This is a genomic window from Aeromonas sp. CA23 (assembly GCF_002587065.1).
Classification (GTDB): domain Bacteria; phylum Pseudomonadota; class Gammaproteobacteria; order Enterobacterales; family Aeromonadaceae; genus Aeromonas; species Aeromonas bestiarum.
In genome coordinates this window covers 1,210,644-1,229,053 of the sequence record NZ_CP023818.1, presented here as the reverse complement: position 1 = coordinate 1,229,053, position 18,410 = coordinate 1,210,644, and the positions used below count along the sequence as shown (strand labels likewise).

Genomic DNA, 18,410 nt, shown 5'->3' with positions numbered 1-18,410 from the left:
ATTGTTTTTAAAACATGGTCACGACTGCAACATGGGTAAATAATTATGTCCAGCCTCTTAATTAAAGCCACACATATTTAGATCAATTGAAAGAGAAATAGCTTGTAGAACCATTTTCCTTCAATGAGAACTGCCCAATGAGACAGTCTGGAATTTCAATACAGTTATCGTATTTTTGTAAATTACTTGAAATCAAACCCAAATATTTCGATTTTTTATTTATCAACACCAAGTCCGCAAAATCGCGTAAATGGATAGCTATAGGAATAAAATCAGAGTTTCTTATAAAGGTCATCGCTGCTTGAAGCACGCCTAGGGGGGGGCCTAACTCCATTAGGGGAAATAATGCAGTCATTTAGCACCATCAATCCATCCGGCGATAGTTTGCTAGACCAAGTCATCAAATCTCTCAAAATGAATTCATATTGATGATTAGCATCAATGTAAATAAGGTCCAACTCACCAGGGACAAAGTGAGACAAGGCATCGAATGAACTTTCGCGTATTATTTTAACTCTAGGATCATTGGCAAACCGTTCTGTTGTATATTTATAATGCTTTTCAATTGATTCCTGTACATAAGGAGACCCCTCAAAAAATGAGCTCATCAGATCACCGTTAAGATTGTCTGTAACATAAAATGGCACTTCATCGAAGGGGGAAAAGTTGTTTACAATTTCTTGACTTGACCATTTATCGACAAGATACAGACTCTTTAATGGTATGTTTCTCAACATGAAGTCTGAGAAATCCCCTCTATGCACACCAATTTCACATGCTTTATCAAGATTAAGTCCTTCAGTCACAGTGATTAGCAATCTATGTCTTGTGCATGGCAATATAAACATAGTCAACTCTCCTGTTGAGTACAAATAAAATCTTGGTCACGTTTCGATTCTTAGATCTTAAATAACACCTAATGATTTTTAACTAAAATCAAATATAGTAATCGAATGAGTTTTCGCTGCAATCAGGACAAGGCTGGAAGTCATCACATATCTACAAATCGTCGAATCACCATAATCCACAGGCTGAATATAAAAAAGTAATCTCAATAACAGATAAAAATTACTAAAGGCTTTTTTATTTCTCTATGATGATGAAATTTTATAGACTGAAATCATGAGACTGCAACCAGATCTCGAGCACCAACAACCCCCAGATATGATAGAAGCTCATACCGTCAAACTGATTATCCAGCAATACCCGCAAGCGGCCAGGGTCTATGAAATGATGCAAGCAGAGCTGATCTGAAGAGGCCAGTTGACGCAGCTGCATCAGCGCACCCTGCTTGGCCTGTTGATTGAACGGGTCTATGCCGAACCCCTTTTTAGGCCTGTCGATCCACTCCGCCGGCAGGTAGCGCTTGGCCAACTGACGCAAAAGGTACTTCCCCTGTCCGTGTGCAATCAGCTCTGACTGTGCCAATCCTGCAGCAAACTGAGCTACCTCGGTTGATAGGTAGGGTGTCCGACACTCTAGGCTATGCAACATGCTCATTCTATCCACCTTGGCCAGAACCAGCGGCAAATAATTGGCAACATCAGCCTCACGCAGGCGATTAAGGTACGGGCGGCTGTCCATATCAATACGCCGACGCAACGCCATCAAGTGATCGCCAGTACCGGACGGAATGCGACCAAACAGCTGTTCCAGCTGACGATCTGCATACAACAGCATGCGACCGGAATAATACTCCCGCCCAAGATGCCAACTACGCTCCACTATCTGCTGCTCTCTACCCTCAGCGGCGGCCAGTGTCTGCGGGTAACGGCCATAACCACCAAACAACTCATCCCCCCCGTCACCGGTGATCGCGACAGTTACCTGCTGACGAGCAAGTTGCGAGACCATATAGGTCGGCACACAGGAACTATCGGCGTTGGGCTCATCCATGCGCCGGGCTAGATCACCTGCCATTTCAGCAAAAGTCTCTGGACGAAGCAGCTGTTCAGTGTGCTCGGTTCCAAGAAAATCAGCAAAGGCCCGAGCCTCCTTATGCTCGCTCTCCGGCGCCTGTGCAAAGCCGATGGAAAAGGTCCGGATCGGTTGTTGCAAACGGCGGGTTATCAGCGCCACTGCCGTCGAGGAGTCAACGCCACCGGAGAGAAAAGCCCCCACCGGCACATCGGCAACCAGACGGCGAGATAACGAACGCAGCAATAACTCCTCAAGCTGATCAACCTGTTCCTCAAGCGGGCGTGACGGTATATGGTCTCCGGCACAGATAAAATAGAAGTAGCGCTCTGGCAGCAAAACTTCACCTGCTACCACGCGCATTAGATGCCCCGGTTGCAACTTTTTGGCGTGTTGGTATACGGTTCGTTCCCCAACGGGATGCTGGAATGCGAGATAGTGGGCGACTGCATCGACAGTAATACGGGTGGGGAATCCCTGTACCCGGCTAAGAGCCGCCAGCTCGGAGGCAAACACCAGCAGACCATCAAACTCGGCATAGTAAAGTGGCTTTTCGCCAAACGGGTCGCGAGCCAACAACAACTCTCGGCGCTCACGATCATAGTAGGCAAGTGCAAACATCCCCTCGAGCCGGGTCAGAAATTCAGCACCTTCCCGGGCCAAGCCGTTGACCAATACTTCTGTATCGGAATGACCTACAAACGATACGCCTGCGTCCTGTAAGCGCACGGACAACGACTGATGGTTGTAGATCTCTCCATTAAAAACAATGCAGCTCCGTTGCGAAGCATCCAGCATCGGCTGATGCCCTGCCGGCGACATATCGAGAATACTCAGGCGACAATGGGCCAGAGCGCAACGTCCATCATCTGACACCCAAATCCCCTGGTCGTCAGGCCCTCGATAGGTCATAGCCTCAACCATTCTATTAGCCTGCTGTTTCAACCACGCAGGATCATGTTGACCATGAATACTCATTATTCCGGCTATACCACACATTTAATTACTCCCTAAAGGCAAGCCAACGCATGATGCTGATGCCTTAAAATTATGGCAGCCTTAGCTAGCAAATTGTGCCATCTCATGCGCCTGATAATTGTGTTCAGGATAACGCGTTCAGCATTATCAGAGAAATTTCTCTGGATGCGTCTAGCGCCTCCTTTTTTAACCATAAAAATTCTTCTTAATTCTTCAGGTTGCGCTCATCGCGCTTTTTTCTGATGGAAGCTGGGTATCTTTCTGGTCTTATTCAACTGGCAGTAACCTCGTAATACACCGCACACCGATACCATCTGCTTCAGGGACAATCAGTGCTGATGCTCGAGTATCAAAATCGTATTGTGTCACCTTTGATTTTATGAAAAGTAGGTTGCGGATTTTTACGATGGTCAATGCCATGATTCCACAAACTTAGTGAGGTGCCAAAAAGGACTTTCCTACTAGTAAGAATATGTTGCATCATCACAGAAACCACATAGAAGTCAGCGCTATTCAAGTCTTTCAGACCTGCTTACAAAGTGAGTAAACGTCACTTTCATGCAGTTCCTCTGCAACACTCAATAGATAATTTAGACCGGCCATCATGAGTGCTAACTATCAAACGCTTTCTATAAGTCAAATAATGCAATCGTTTTTTCAGCAAGGATATATGGCGAGTAATGCTCATTCATGTTTTCGACTAGTCTAGAGTGGCTTTTTACTTCACCCACACCTAACAATGTCACAACATTTTCGACCATCAGATCCCACTCGCCATATGGAATCAAGTCACATGAGAACTCTGTCAATACAGTTTCTCGGTTCCCAGGAATATCTGTTGCCACAACAGGACAGCCAAGTGCTTGGGCTTCCAATATCACATTCGACATTCCCTCATGACTGGAGGTAGAAATGAGAAGACTTGCACAACTTAGCCATTCAAAAATATTATCTTTCACACCAACGAGATGGATTTTATCACTGCATGATTGCTGGGCAATACAAGCGGTAACCTCTGAGCACAATGGTCCATCCCCAATTAAAATTGCATGAGTTTGAGGCAGTTTTGAAATGACAGAAGCGACAACTTCGATAAAGCAGTATGGGGACTTCTCCGGAGATAGGCGCATGATTCCCATTAATATGGGAGTCGACGGATTAATTTTTAGTTGATGTAGAGGCGCTTGCCCCTCAATTCGCTTGGCCATGACGGCATTTTTCACTACTGGAATACTGGATTCAGACAATTTTAGCCAGCGAGCATACGACTGAGCTCCTGCTATGGAATTCGCACTCAGCACAATTCCTGGCAAATCGGTCAACAGGCGATAAAAGGCTCCCAATCTAGACTCATCATAAACCCCCAAATATACAGGAAGCTCTAAGGGAGCAACAGATCTACCAGAGATAATAATATGTTCAACTCCCGCGAAAATTGCAGCCAAGGAAGCAATGACATTACTATCATCTAGATAGGCGATCACCAGTCTGGGCTGTACACGTTGCATGTAGTGATAGGCAGCAACAATGCCGTGCAGAATGAATGGCTCAAAGAAAGAGGCCAATTCATTAGCCAGCTGGTAGCTATTTTCTTCCTTGCTCCTCTCCATCTCGGCCCAAAACTCGCGAGCAGAAGGGATAAAGTAGCGCACGACACCATGAGTGCGAAGAAGCTCCTCCCAGTGATTTATATCTAACCCATTATTCTTCACCGTAATTAAATGCACCTCCCATCCAAGCTGTCGCAATCCGATGGCCAGCAAGACCATCTGCCGCTCCGCACCACCTTTTCCCAAGGAGTGAATATACAACACGACACGCTGCACAACCTGAGGCACTCGATGTGTTCGACGCTCGCGGATCAACCGCTCAAGCTTTTGCTGCAATATATCTGATGGCTGGCTGGTTGCCTCAACGTAGGGTGTAATATAGGGGTAGTCGCCATAATGACTTAGTTGCTCGATAATCTGCCCACCGAATTGCTGTAAATCAGAAAAGATAACAATGACTATCTCCTCTGCATGGTAATTATTAAGCACATCTGGCCCTACAATCGGAATATCAAATGCGAACTGACCGACTTGAGGACCGTTAAGGCCATCGATTATGGCTATGAATGAGTAAGGGGATTGGAGTACATGATAATAAAGGTTTCCCGCTACCCCCCAAGCAATTGCCTTGCGTTTCCCGGAAAGCAGTTCCTGATGTAATAATGCATCAAAAGGCAAGGCATGTTTCATCGACAGATCCAGCATGTGTCTGTTTCCTTGGAATTCAATTCAATGACAATATGGTCACATCTTGGCTGAATATAGCCGCAAAGATGTCTCGTCTGATTTCCTCCACAAAGGAGGCGGATGCGATAATCAGTACAGAACCAGATGGAATTGAACACTCGGATAACGATATGACGTCATATCCCATCACTTGATAGTGTCCAAAGTTGGCCTTTTTATCGATAACGCTACGAATATGGATACTGTTTTTAACCAACTCCGGAACCAGACACTCAAAAAATTCTCCAGCACCATACACAATGACATCGGTGGCCTGTTGACTTTGCACCAATTCCAGCAGACTTTCTATCGCTTGAGCGTGCTTGTAACGCGCATCACGTAAACCGACAAAATCCATCATTAAATCAGGGTCAAGCCGACTCAATGCTCCTTGTGGCCAAGCCAACCAACGCTCACCATAAGACATGTTTTTACTGAACTTGCGATAGAAGGTTTCTATTCCTTCTGAATGGATACGCGTCAATCCAGAGGAATTAATAACTTTGTAACTACGCTCCGAGCCGAAGTTGTCTTCATGCACCAAATTACCCAGATAATGCACTTCGCTCGATACTGGACACTCGACCAGGCGTTCCATCATACGCAAAAAAGAGAGCCGTTCATCCAAATCAGGTTCAACAATGCCCAGTGATTGATCCCACAATTGATACGCATTAACCCCAGCCTCAAAACTCCGGATATTTTGCTGATGCCGAGCACTGTAGCGCACCTCTGCCTGTCGCGGCACAACCTTCCCTTCCGCCGTATACCGATACCCCAGCGTGCTCCCTTCCAAACCAACGAGAACAATTTCAAAAATCTCTGGTGAACGGGCAATCTTCTTGATTCCCTTGATGGTATCGTTTCGCACCGGAATAAAGGCACTGATCGGCGTAATGACGGAGTTCTTGCTACCTCTATGGTTACAGTAGAGTAACAGACTGGTCACTGGCTGTTGCTGCATGGCTTTGCTAATTTGAGAAGGAATAGTGCCCCCCCCTCCTAGGGGGGGGGGGGGGGGGGGGGGGGGGGCTAGGTCGACTAGCAAATAGGGAGCATCCCCAGTCAGCCCAACAAAATAATCTCGCATAGCCAGCTTGCTTTGCTGAATATTGCTTTTGATCTGCTCAATGTTTTGCTCAAACACATCGGCCATCAGTTGTAAACCATCTTGACCATCAACAGATATTTGATCCAGGAATGCCAGCGGCGTATCTAGAAAGGATGCCAATCTGACATCCTGAATTCCAAACTCATTGAAGAAATCACGAACGGTATAATTACGGCGCATCAAGGTCTGGGAAACGGCTTCTTCCAGCTGGCTGTCATCTATCGCCGGTAAATAAGTAGCCTTGCGTGAGGCATAACAAGTCTGACAGCGTATATCTGGGTACTTCTGTGATTGAAAATCGAGCTGGCGGTTGATACAGGCAGCAAAGATCCCGCCCTCTCGCATAAGAGACAAAATGTTTTTTACCTGTAGTCGTTTGGCTGACTGCAGAATCCACTTGGCAAATGCCGTCAGAATGGGCCCAAGGGTGAAGGCGCCATACGCGTAGAAAAATTGCTCCTCTTCAGAAAGCTGTTGGGGTATCGAGAGGACGGCCAGCTTCCGGGCATGTTGCATGGTCGATGACAGATTTACCCGATAGAGCTTCTCGTTTTCCAATACATCTGACAGATGATCGGGTAGGTCAAAATGCAAAGAGGCCAAGCCTAGTTGTTGTGCCGACTGCACATCGGCCTTTGGATTGTCACCAATATGCAAGACCTGTTCTGGCTTAACGGCCAACAGTGAGAGCACCTGCTGAAACAGGCTTCCACTCTGTTTGGTCAGACCCAACTCAGAGGAAACAAACAAGTGCACATTGTGAAGTTGCGGACACCTCTGAATTATTAGTTCCTTCAGAAATACTTCGGAAAGATACATATCTGAAATAAAGATAACCTGCAGCCCATGACATTGGGCCCGCTGCAAGATCATCTGTACCAGAGGATCGAGATAGATCACATCCCGCTCTACTTGCAGCTCCTCGGCCATTAGAGCTCTCTTGTGCTCAGAACATAATGGGACATGGGCAAAGATCTCGGTGAAATAGATCTCTTCTCGCACACTCTGTTTTCTTGCCCGAGCTTCAGCCTCTATTCGACAAAGGCGGTAATCTTCCGCCTCCATCGGCAATGTCACACCATTCGCGAGTACCCTGCGGGCCGCCTCCTCAAAAACCCATGATGGCTCACTACACGCGCGTCGAAAAAAAGTATCGAAGAGGTCAAGAGATAGGTGAGTAATTTCACGCTGGGATAGTAGATCATCCAGCCGCTGAAACAGCTCACTATCATCAATCATCTGATGCAAGCTGGAATATGATACTATTTTTTCATGATTCATAGGCACCTGATAAAGTCTCATAACAGAGCGAAAGACACCGGTTATTGGTTTATCACCATATCCGTTCGCTAGCCTTGCTATTATTAGTTTAAATGTCCCATAACATAGGGATAGGCATTGTAGAAATGCGTTACTCCTCGCTCGGCCAGCTTCAGTGAAATAGCGTCAAAATACGTACTGGCAATGACCACCTGTGCCTCTTTATCGCCCGCCTCAATAAACTGATCAAGAGACAACACCTTCAACCCATCGTGAGAACCAGGCTGCTCCGTTGTGATGAATGACTTAACGCTGAACCCTTTGGATTCGAGCAATGACCTCACCACTTCCCCCCCCTTGCTAGCACCATAGACGTAAACAGGACGAGCCAGATCCAATGTATTTAACTCTTCAGATTCACGGATTGAAACTACCTTCCATTCTAGATCGTGAGGGAGTGGTAACGCTTGGAGTTGGGTTAACCCCTGCTGAACATCCTGCAAACTAAAAAGATATTCCGTATTGGCCTCGCCGACTTTGGTACGCAGCAGCTTCATCTTCCTTGCCAGCAAAAAAGGAATAACGTCGTATATCCGCGTATATTCCATCGGCCAACCACCTAACCAATCTTTAACATCATGATAGAAATCCATGCCGCGATTTTTCTTATACTCACGGACCTGCTTTAGCAGATGACCCAAGCGAAATGGGTTGTAGCGAAGAACAAAACGGGCCACATACCAGGCCTCATATATCCTCCGAACTACGGCTGAGGATGAGGTATAACGCTGCTTGATTCGACACCAAAATTCCGGTGATTCTGCTGACACGTCGGAATCATATAGCGCGATGTACATTATTCCACCAGCCTTTACACAGGCTGAGGCCAGATCAATTGCGGACCACACAGAGCCAGTGTGATGCAAAACCCCCCATGCATACACCAGATCAAATTTTCCCAAAGATTTCATGAATTCAGGATCCAGTACAGAACCCTGCATAACTCGCCAATTTTTCGGTGACTGGCACATAGCGTGCAGTCTTTTTGTCGCCATTACCGAATCAATATCGTAATCGAAGCTGACGACTTCAGCTGCCCCCGCCTGGAATGCAGCCATACTATGGATCCCGCTTCCTGATCCGATATCCAATATCCGTAGCCCTTGCAGATCCTCTCTGCCAACGAATGACAGCAGATGCTGGCGAGCCTGGGCGATCCGTTCAGGAGAGAGATAATGGTCAAGATAGCTTTGCCAATTCGCGCCAAACTCAAAGCGCAATTCCTTTTGAATATCATTACTCATTCAGCAAACCTCTTCAAAAACGAGAAAATACGGGGTTCATTCATTAATAGATAAAAAAGGTGCAACGCATTATTCACCGCATCATCCATATCAAAATAGCGATATTCGGCAAGGCGACCCAAGGCAATCAGTTGCGGGAACTGGGCCAACTCATCGCGGCAAGCCTGATAATTCTGTTTGGCCATATCGGTAAACAGCGGGTAGTAAGGCTCCAGCCCCTGCCCTGGCGCATAGGCACAGGGATATTCATAAACAATGCTGGTACCGGGATGTTGCTGCCCTGTCAGATGCTTGAATTCGGTGATGCGGGTATAGGCCTCTTCATTCGGGTAATTGACCGTGGTCACCGGCTGAAATTGGGCTTGCGGCAGATGACAGTGCTCAAAGCGCAGCGAGCGATACGGCAGATCATAGTGATCCTCCGGCATCAGCTGATCCAGCATGCCGGTATAGACCAAGGGTCCGGCAAAAGGCACGCCATCCAGCAGTATCCGTTTCTGTTGCCAATCCAGGCAAACATGGGATCCCATGGGGGTGGAGAGCCTGACCTCAATCAAGGGGTTCGCCAGCATGCGCTCGAACATGGCGGTGTAGCCCTGCTCGGGCACCGCCTGCCAGGGATCGATGAAGTAACGGTCATCACGATTGACGACGACCGGCACTCGCGCAGTGACCTCGGGCGAGACCTGCTCTGGTGATACACCCCACTGCTTGCTGGTGTAGTTGACGAAGGCACGCTCATAGATGAACTGGGCCAGCTCAGCCAGCAGGGGCTCAGCTTCCTGCCGCAGTGCCATGATGGGCACTCTGGCCCCCTCACCGAACCTGGCCTGAAGAGCCTCAATCATGGCCGCTGCCTTCTCGGCCGGGAAGCAACGCTCTATGCTGGTCAGGTTGAACGGGATGGGCACCAACTGACCATCGATCCGTGACAGCACACGATGCTCGTAAGGCCGCCAGGCGGTAAACTGCGACAGGTAATCCCACACTTCCCGCTTGTCGGTATGAAACAGGTGCGGTCCATAGCGATGGATCAGCACCCCATGCTCGTCATACTCATCGAAGCAGTTGCCGCCTATATGGTCGCGCTGTTCCAGCACCAGTACCTTCCAGCCAAGCTGGCTGGCCATTCGCTCCGCCATGACGGCGCCGGACAGCCCGGCTCCGATGACAATCACCTGATAACTCACGCTGCATCTCCAAACAGTTGTTGCACGACGCCGACCGGATTGGTGCGCCCCTCCCACGCCAGCTGGTGCCGCTCGTCGAAAAACCAGCCCGGTGCCAGCGTGGCCACCTCGCTCACCGACTGCTCAAGCAGGTTGAGAAAACGGGCGTAGTCTCCCTGCCGCAAGAAATAGAGCGCGGCAGAGTAGTAGTGATGGGCACGCCCCTGGGCAATGGTCACTGGATCAGCGCCAAAGTCACCGGCATTGTCACAAGCCCGCAGCAGGTCGCGTAGCGACTGCTCACGACGCTCGGCCGATTTGCGGGTCTGCCCGCCAAAGCTCTGGGTGTGGAAGCGATAACGTCCCAGCAGCTCGGGGATAAAGTCGAGGGTTCCCGGGTTGAGAGAGAGATTCAGAATATGCCAGGGGTAATCGAGGATGATCTTGCACCCCTCGTCGATGGCATTTTCCATCCCCTCATAGCGCCGAAACATGATGGAGCTGGCATTGACGAATACCCCGAAGCGGATCAAGGCCTCTCGCGTCATGACGGGTTCGAGATGCCGGCTGTTGTAGTAGTCACGGGTAAACAACTTGATCCGTGCCCCTGTCTCATCATCGAACATCTCGGCTTCGTGGTAGCAGAGGGTGCAACCCGGGTGTGCATCCAGATACTCGGCCTGGCGCTGCAGCTTGTCCGGTAGGGCCAGGTCATCCCCATCCACATAGGCGAGATAGTCACCCCTTGCCTCTGCAAGCAACCGCTTCTGGGTCTTGGCCAGCCCCATGTTCTGTTCGTTCTGCAGAATGCGCAGTGTCGGCCACTGCCGCGCCAGCCGCTGCAAGATAGCCCAGGAGTCATCATTCGAGCCGTCATCGATGGCGATCACCTCGAACTCGAAATCCGTTTGCTGCTCGAGCAGGCTGAGCAGGCAGGGTTCGATAAAGCGCCCGAGGTTGTATACCGGCACCAATACGCTGACTTTCATAGGGAAATCCAAGAGAAGATGAGTAGAAAAGAAGCGGATGGGAGAAAATGGGCAAGGCTACCGCACGGTCCCTGTCAACCCTTCCCCCCTCTCTGTCAGGTTTTACTGCAAGAGATATGCCTGACCAAGCTAATCCATTGAAGCTGCGGGATTTATGTGAGCCACACCCGATTATTCATGCTGGACGAGGCCACGGCTGCAAACGTGCAGCATGTCGATGCCATCCCAGTGCCACTCGAATGCCAGCGCCTGTCCCGGCGCCACCACCCTGTCTATGCGGCAGGTGGGCGCATTCGGCAAGGCATCCTCAAGCTGCGCCTTGTGTGCACCGACCCAGACACAGGTCTGCATATCCCACGGCTGCAACAGCAGCTCATTCAGGGTATCGGCCACAAACTCGGCGACTGTACCTCCTCCGACGTGTGCGAGCCGCAGGGAGGCGGCTGGAGTCAATAAGGTGACACCTGGGAATGTGCTCAGCTGCATCTCACCGTCCAGGGCGGCATTTTGTTGACTGTGGATGAGCCGCTCCATCACCAGAGCGGGATCGTCGGCAAAGGGCGCAAACAGGGCCTCCAGCAGACGGCGGCGCAACGCTTCGTCGGGCTCGCCCAGCCAGCAGAGGGTGGTGGGGGAGGCGCAGGCCTGCTGATTGAAACGGGTGCAATCCTGCTGCAGGGCACCCAGGGTCTGTTGCCAGCCCACAGCATCCAGCCCGGCCAGCCAGTGGCTGTCGAGCACCGCCATGGAGCGGCGATCCGGAAATACCACTTCCTGTGCACTTGGAGAGAGAGGAATGGCCCGCACCTGGCGGATGGTTTCGTCGCCGCCCCAGATGATGCGCAGCCGGCAGCGGGCCGACAACCAGGCGGTGGTGCCTTCGTCGTGACCATAGCGAATGAAGCGGGTGCGGGTGGCGATCCCCTGCCACTCAACCTGGCTGAAAAGGTCGTTCAGTATGGCCAGCATGGCATCCTGTACCGGGTCGCGGCGCGACGACAACCGCACCACGCAGGGATTGCCCATCAGCAGGGCCATCAGCCAGGAGTAGAAGGCCACTGTCGGTACGTTGGAGGGCACCAGGTGAAACGTGACGCCCACCGGCCCCCGCCCCTGCAGCCGTTGCCGCTCTCTGGCCAGCTGGCGCGGCCGCAGCCAGAAGCCGAACGCGGCCAGATCGGGATGACGCCGCCCCTCCTGCTGCAGGCGGGCCGACAGAGCCGCCACGAAGTCGCAGATGACGGGGGCAAAACAGGGCAGCGGCTGCGGGCAAAACGTCTGCCAGCTGGCAGCCGGTGCCACGAAGCTGACGTCGGGCCCCGTCAACCAAAGCCCCTCTACCGCCTGCGGCGGCGTCACTGGAAGGTGTCGCTGCATCCCCTCACCTCGGCGCCTTGCTGGCGTCCTGATACCTGAAAATAACTGCCATGGCGGCCACAGGGGCAGTCATCCTCCCCCAGCAGCACGCCGAGATCCTCGGTCAGCAGGCTGTGGCCGGGATAACTGCCGGGAATGGCGGAGAGCACCTGCAATAAACCGGGCTGACCGACCCCAAGCGGCTGATGGGTAAGCGGATCCCGCACCTGTACATCCGCAAACACGGGGGCATGCAGGTGCCCCTGCTCGCACTCGACGAAGATGGAGCCCACCTGCTCCACCATGCCATAGAAGTTGTGTACCCGGCCCAGCCCCAGCTGATCGCGGCAACGCGCCTTGAAGGCGGGATTGTCCACCGCCAGATGCTGCAGCTTCTTCCAGCCGCCGCTGTGAAACAAAATGCCCTGCTCAAAGGGCAGGTGCAGTCCGCGCTCGCGCAGGGGCTCCAGCAGGCATTGCCAGACCATGAAGGTAAAGCCGAACAGCAGCACAGGCTGACCTGCGTATTTGTCGCAAAATGCCTCTATCACCGGCCAGTTGGGCCGCATCTGCTCGTCGAGGGCATAGGTGTGGTCCCGGCCGAGAAAGGAGAGCCCCAGGGCACCTGCACCACGCGCCGAAAAGCCGTTGCGGTTCTGGATGAGGGCGGGCTGCTCCACCAGCAGCATGGGCAGCCGCTGCTTGCCGACAAACTCCTGCAGTATCTTCACCAGCACCTTGCTCTGCAACGCTGCGGTCTCCCGGTCCAGCACTATCCGTGACGGCGCCCCCGTGGTGCCGGACGAGGTGAGCACCTTGAACACCTCAGCCTCGGGCACGCTCTGCCACTGGGCCAGCTTGAACAGCCGGGCCGCCAGATAGGGCAGAGCGCCATAATCGGCAGCCTCTGCCGTCCAGCCGAAGGCATGCAGCACATTGGCATAAGGGGGGCAGTGCTCGACATGGTGACGGGTCAGGGCATTGAGCCGCGCCAGCAACAGCGCCTGTTTGGCGGCCTGGGGCAGGTCGAAGATGGGGGCGGCGAGCAAGCTTTCCATCACGCCTCCTCCGCCAGTCTGGTCAGGGCGGCATAGTCAATCTTGTGGTTGGCGGTGCGCGGCAGCTGTGCCACCTGTATCACCCGCACCGCCCGTGGCGGTGCCTGTAACCACTGCGCCAGCTCACGCTGCAAGCCGTCGGCCGTCAGTTCGTCATGGGGTTCGACGACCACCATCAGGCTGTCATCACGCCCGCCACAAGCCCCCGACCAGCCCCAGCGATGGAGCTGGCTCTCGACCTCTGCCAGGCTGATCCGCTTGCCGAACAACTTGAGAAAACGACTGAGACGGCCGCAGATGTAGTAGCGGCCCGCCTCGTCACTGCGAGCCAGATCGCCGGTGGCCAGTTCCTGCAGCAGGGCGCCCTGCACCAGATCCTCGACGGTAGTGGCATAGCCCAGCATGACGTTGTCGCCGCGATAGACCAGTTCCCCCTCCCCGGGCTTGCCCCCCTCCAGCTCGCGCAGGGAGAAGTGGCCGCCGGGAATGGCGCGGCCGATGGCATCCGGATGGGTGACCACCTCGTGCGCCGCCAGCCAGGCCATGCGCGCCGTCGCCTCTGTCTGGCCATACATGACGAAGAAACGGCGCCCCAGCCGCAGCGCCTGTTCGGCAAACTGCCGCGCCAGCGCGGGTTCGAGTCGCCCCCCCGCCTGGGTCAGGGTCTGCAGGGAGGGATACCGGGCCCAGTCAAAGCGCAGCCGAGCCAGCATCTGATAGGTAAAGGGCACCCCGGCAAAACTGCTCACGCCGTGCTGCTCGATCTGCTGCCAGAAGTCGCGCTCCAGCACGCTCCCCTCGCTCTGCACCAGGGAGGCACCCACCAGCAGATGGCTGTTGAGCACCGAGAGGCCATAGGAGTAGAACAGCGGCAGGCTGGTGATGGCTCGCTCTGTCGTCGTCAGCGCCAGATAGTCGGCGATGGAGGCGGCGTTGGCCGCCAGATTGCGGCCCGAGAGGCGCACCCACTTGGCACTGCCCGTGCTGCCCGAGGTAGGCAACAGCACCGCCAGCTCGGGGTGCAGCAGTGGGCTGCTCTCCCTGAGACGGATCAACTCCCCTTCTTCATTTACCCGGCAGGTCACGGCGAACTGCTGGCAGCTGGCCTGATGGTGGGCCAATGGCAGGCCGGGATCCGCCAGCATCACAGCATGCCCCAGCCTGAGAGCGGCCAGATAATGCAGCAGATGGGAAGTGCGGGTGAAGAAGGGCAGATAGACGAGGCTGCGCTCACTCGGGTAAGTCGCCGCCACTTGCATTACCCGCCGCGCCAGCTCGCCGTAGGAGAGCCAGCCATCCAGCGGATCCCGCCAGGCCGGCGCCGGGTTATCCTCATGCAGATGGGCGAGTAGAGGATGGCGTTGCTTCATCAGACCAACATGCCTCCATCCACGCCTATGACCTGACCGGTCACGTAACTCGACAGGTCGGAGGCGAGGAACAGCGCTACCCTGGCCACCTCGTCCGGCGTGCCGATCCGCCCCATGGCGATGCTGGCGAGACGCTCGGCGAACTTCTGGTCCGGGATGGCACACGCCATCTCGGTATCGATGAAGCCGGGGGCTATGGCATTGACCCGGATCTGGCTGGCGGCCAGCTCCTTGGCCAGCGACTGGGTGATGCCGATCACCGCCGCCTTGCTGCCGGCATAGCTGCTGAGCCCGGCGGCACCCACCCGTCCCATCAGGGAGGCGAGATTGATGATGCTGCCGCCACCGCTGCGCTGCATCAGGCGGGCGGCGTACTGGCTGCAATAGACAACGCTGAAGGTGTTGTGACTGAAGGTCTGCTCCAGCTGGGCCTGATTGACCATGCCGAGCAGCCCCTCTTCCAGTATCCCGGCATTGTTGACCAGCACATCCAGCTGGCGGGTCTGGGCAAACAGCTGCTGAAAGGCCTGCTTGACCGCCTGCGGCTCGGCCACGTCGAAACAGAGCGGCTGGCAGGGGATGCCGAACTCGGCGCCGAGGGCGGCCGCCAGCTGGCTCATGGCCGCTTCATCGCGGCCCCCCAGCCAGAGTTCGGCCCCTTGCGCGGCAAACTGGCGGGCGATGGCGAGGCCAATGCCGCGCCCGGCACCCGTGATCAGCGCCCGCTTGCCCTGCAGCAGCTCCTGCATCAGAGGGCGACCCCGTATTTGGCGAGGATCTCCCGCGCCTTGGCGACCGAGCTCATGTCGATGATGTCATCGGTATCGAGCAGGACGCCGTAGCAATCCTCCAGCTGGGCGATCAGACCCATGTGGGCGACGGAGTCCCACTGGGGAATGCTGTTGTAAGCCAGCCCGTCGCTGACGGTGCTGACGTCTATGCCGAGGGCATCGGCGAAAACCTGTTCCAACGCTGTAGTCATCTGAAAAATCTCCGTAGCCGTTCACGGGCGGCATAATAATCGGCGGGTTGCAGTTCAAGGGCGAGAAAGTCGCCCTCCTGCCCATGTTGGCGATAACCCAGCTGCTCGTTCAGGCGCAGGGCGGCGCCGTTGCCCGCGCGCACCAGGGTGCGGATGCAGCCGAGCTCGAAGGTATCGAAACCCTGATCGAGCTGGGACAGGGCGGCGGCAACGGCCAGCATGGGATGGCGCACGCTGGAGGTGCCCAGATAGAGGCCGGCGTCAGCCACCGGCTGCCCCTGCAACGGCTGCCGCGTCTCCCCCTTCAGATTGACGTAGCCTGCCCGCTGACCCCGGCACCAGAGCACCCAGTGCTGCTGATCCGGCCGCTCACTGCTGCTGGCAAACCACTGTCGCTGCTGGCGGGGGGAGATGAGCGCCTGTTCGACCATCTGCAGCCGTACCTCATCCTGATTGCGCCAGCGCCTCAGCGTGGGCAAGTCCCACGGCTGAACCGGGCGCAGCTCGACACCATAACTCATGCTCAATACCACCCACTTCCCATCACTTGCCCATGTTATCGACCATAGCAGGGCGATTCCGTAGCAAAGCTCAATAATATAAGATGAAAACTCGGTATAATCTCAAAAATAATCAAAGAGTTGTCAGCAATTATCCGGACGGGGATGCCAGATCCCGTCCCTCAGGGAGAGAGCACCATGGCCATCGCCATCATTCCGGCCCGGGGCGGCAGCAAGCGCATTCCCCGCAAGAATATCCGCCCCTTCTGCGGCCAGCCCATGCTCGCCTACGCCATTCAGGCGGCCCGGGCGGCAGGCTGCTTCAGCCGAATTGTGGTCTCCACCGATGATGAGGAGATCGCCGACGTTGCCCGCCAACTCGGCGCCGAGGTGCCCTTCCTGCGCCCCGCCAGCCTGGCCGACGATCATACCGGCACCACCCCGGTGGTGATCGATGCCATCCGGCGACTCGACGATCTCGGCATGCAGGCGGAATACTACTGCTGTATCTATGCCACTGTGCCTCTCATTCAGGCCAGCGATCTGAGCGCCGCCCACGACCGCCTGCTCGCCAGCCAGGCGCCCTTCGTCTACACGGTGGCCGAATTCGGCTTCCCGATCCAGCGGGCGGTGCGCATGGACGCACAGGGCAGAGTCAGCCCCTTCTGGCCGGAGCAGATGGTGAAACGATCCCAGGATCTGGAGCCCGCCTACCAGGATGCAGGCCAGTTCTACTGGGGCAGCCGCGCGGCCTGGCTGGGGGGCATAAGCCCGGTGGGCGGGGAAGGGATCGGCCATATTCTGCCGAGGCACAGGGTAGTCGACATAGATACGCCGGAAGACTGGCACCTGGCCGAACTGCTCTATCGGGTGCTGAGCCAGGATGGCGTTTAACGTCGCCTTCCGGCTCGATGCCGGCGCCGAAATAGGGCTGGGCCACCTGATGCGCTGCCTGGCCATCGCCGATCGGCTGCGGGCGGCGGGGGCCGAGTGCCACTTTCTCTGCCACGACTTGCCCGCACATCTGCTGCCGCTGCTGCAGCCCCATCACCATCATTCCCTGAGCGCGCTGGACGACGCCGGCCCGCTGCCTGGCTTGCGGCCCGATTGGCTGGTGTTCGATCACTACCAAATTGACCACATAGTCGAACAAAAACTGGCGATCCACTGTGGCCGCTTGCTGGTGATCGACGATCTGGCCGATCGCCCGCACCACTGCCAGTTGCTGCTGGATCAGGGACCACTGCGCACAGCCGCCGATTACCAACCGCTGATCCCGGCCGATTGCCGACTATTGCTTGGCACCGACTATGCCCTGCTGAGGCCCGCCTATCGCCAGCTGGCACGTCAACAAACCAGCCAGTGGCAGCGAGGGCTCATCTGCTTCGGCGGCGCCGACCCGGCCGGTGCCTGCCTCACTACCCTCAACAGTCTGGCCCGCTTGCCTTGGGCACGAACCATCCGCTGGACCCTGGTGGCAGGCGGTGCCAACCCCTTCTGGCCCGAGCTGGAGCAGAGGGTGGCCGAGCTGTCCGAGCTCAAGATAGTGCTGCTGCGCCAGAGCGATCAGATGGCGCAGTTGATGAATCAGCACGACTTCGCCATCGGCGCCGGCGGCGGCATGACCTGGGAGCGAGCCTGCCTCGGCCTGCCGACCTTGGCGGTGCCCATAGTCGACAACCAGCAGTTCAACGATCAAGTGATAGCCCGCTTCCAGCTGGCCGAGCGGCTGACGCTGAGCGAACTGGCCGAGCCGGCGCGGCTCCTGCAGGCCCTGCAGCGGCTGGAGCGACAGGCCGATGACTATCGCCAGCGCGGCCAGCAACAGGTCGATGGCCTGGGGCTGGATCGCCTCACCGCCTGGCTGCTGCCCCAAGCCGATTACCAGCTGGAGCCTGACGGCCAGCAGTGGCAGTTCCACCAGGATGACAAACATCTGCTCACCCTGACCCTGGGCGGCCCGCGGCTGGCATGGCAGGCCCGGCAACCACTTCTGGCACAAGAGTGGCAAGAGCTGGCACATCGCTTGCAAAGCATTTTCTCCCAATTTCCCCTCTATCTTGCCGAGCCACCGCAGATAGCGCCCCCTGCCCCTTGGCAGCCGGCGCCGCAAGGCTGGCAACTTGGCACAGGAGCCTGA

At 55.1% G+C, this 18,410-nt stretch carries 15 protein-coding genes; 2 read left to right on the top strand and 13 right to left on the bottom strand.

Annotation, left to right across the window (positions count from 1 at the left end; genetic code table 11):
• Positions 1–272 precede the first annotated feature (272 nt).
• From CK910_RS05750 to CK910_RS05690, 13 genes are all read right to left on the bottom strand, one after another.
• Positions 273–848, bottom strand: coding sequence for a class I SAM-dependent methyltransferase (locus CK910_RS05750; protein WP_098981522.1), 576 nt, complete (start codon positions 846–848; stop codon positions 273–275).
• Between the two features lie 259 nt (positions 849–1,107).
• Positions 1,108–2,916: an asparagine synthase (glutamine-hydrolyzing) gene (gene asnB / locus CK910_RS05745; RefSeq protein WP_098981520.1), complete on the bottom strand. Its 1,809-nt coding sequence runs from the start codon at positions 2,914–2,916 to the stop codon at positions 1,108–1,110.
• 608 nt (positions 2,917–3,524) lie between these two features.
• Complete coding sequence (locus CK910_RS05740) at positions 3,525–5,150, bottom strand: glycosyltransferase (protein ID WP_098981518.1); 1,626 nt, start codon at positions 5,148–5,150, stop codon at positions 3,525–3,527.
• 19 nt (positions 5,151–5,169) lie between these two features.
• Entirely contained in the window at positions 5,170–7,563 is a 2,394-nt protein-coding gene (locus tag CK910_RS05735; RefSeq protein ID WP_157774596.1) for an HAD-IA family hydrolase, read from the bottom strand.
• Positions 7,564–7,646: 83 nt separating this feature from the next.
• Entirely contained in the window at positions 7,647–8,846 is a 1,200-nt protein-coding gene (locus CK910_RS05730; protein WP_098981514.1) for a class I SAM-dependent methyltransferase, read from the bottom strand.
• The gene (gene glf, locus CK910_RS05725; RefSeq protein ID WP_098981511.1) at positions 8,843–10,036 is read right to left on the bottom strand and encodes a UDP-galactopyranose mutase; all 1,194 of its coding nucleotides are present in this window, start codon (positions 10,034–10,036) and stop codon (positions 8,843–8,845) included. The genes CK910_RS05730 and glf overlap by 4 nt, the downstream gene beginning before the upstream one ends.
• Positions 10,033–11,004, bottom strand: coding sequence for a glycosyltransferase family 2 protein (locus CK910_RS05720; protein WP_253852827.1), 972 nt, complete (start codon positions 11,002–11,004; stop codon positions 10,033–10,035). Before CK910_RS05720 ends, glf begins: the two co-directional genes overlap by 4 nt.
• Before the next feature lie 171 nt (positions 11,005–11,175).
• A complete protein-coding gene (locus CK910_RS05715) occupies positions 11,176–12,381 on the bottom strand; it encodes an acyl-CoA reductase (RefSeq protein WP_098981507.1) in 1,206 nt (401 codons plus the stop codon).
• Entirely contained in the window at positions 12,360–13,418 is a 1,059-nt protein-coding gene (locus CK910_RS05710) for a LuxE/PaaK family acyltransferase (RefSeq protein WP_098981505.1), read from the bottom strand. The genes CK910_RS05715 and CK910_RS05710 overlap by 22 nt, the downstream gene beginning before the upstream one ends.
• Complete coding sequence (locus CK910_RS05705) at positions 13,418–14,788, bottom strand: AMP-binding protein (RefSeq protein ID WP_098981504.1); 1,371 nt, start codon at positions 14,786–14,788, stop codon at positions 13,418–13,420. The genes CK910_RS05710 and CK910_RS05705 overlap by 1 nt, the downstream gene beginning before the upstream one ends.
• Entirely contained in the window at positions 14,788–15,537 is a 750-nt protein-coding gene (locus tag CK910_RS05700; protein WP_098981502.1) for an SDR family NAD(P)-dependent oxidoreductase, read from the bottom strand. Before CK910_RS05700 ends, CK910_RS05705 begins: the two co-directional genes overlap by 1 nt.
• Positions 15,537–15,770 (bottom strand): acyl carrier protein, encoded by a 234-nt coding sequence (locus tag CK910_RS05695; RefSeq protein WP_098981500.1) that lies wholly within the window; start codon positions 15,768–15,770, stop codon positions 15,537–15,539. Before CK910_RS05695 ends, CK910_RS05700 begins: the two co-directional genes overlap by 1 nt.
• Positions 15,767–16,303: a GNAT family N-acetyltransferase gene (locus CK910_RS05690; RefSeq protein ID WP_098981498.1), complete on the bottom strand. Its 537-nt coding sequence runs from the start codon at positions 16,301–16,303 to the stop codon at positions 15,767–15,769. Before CK910_RS05690 ends, CK910_RS05695 begins: the two co-directional genes overlap by 4 nt.
• Before the next feature lie 165 nt (positions 16,304–16,468).
• Between CK910_RS05690 and pseF the strand changes: the two genes are divergently transcribed.
• Positions 16,469–17,164, top strand: a complete 696-nt coding sequence (pseF, locus tag CK910_RS05685; RefSeq protein WP_098981496.1) for a pseudaminic acid cytidylyltransferase — start codon at positions 16,469–16,471, stop codon at positions 17,162–17,164.
• Entirely contained in the window at positions 17,154–18,410 is a 1,257-nt protein-coding gene (gene pseG, locus CK910_RS05680; protein ID WP_098981494.1) for a UDP-2,4-diacetamido-2,4,6-trideoxy-beta-L-altropyranose hydrolase, read from the top strand. The genes pseF and pseG overlap by 11 nt, the downstream gene beginning before the upstream one ends.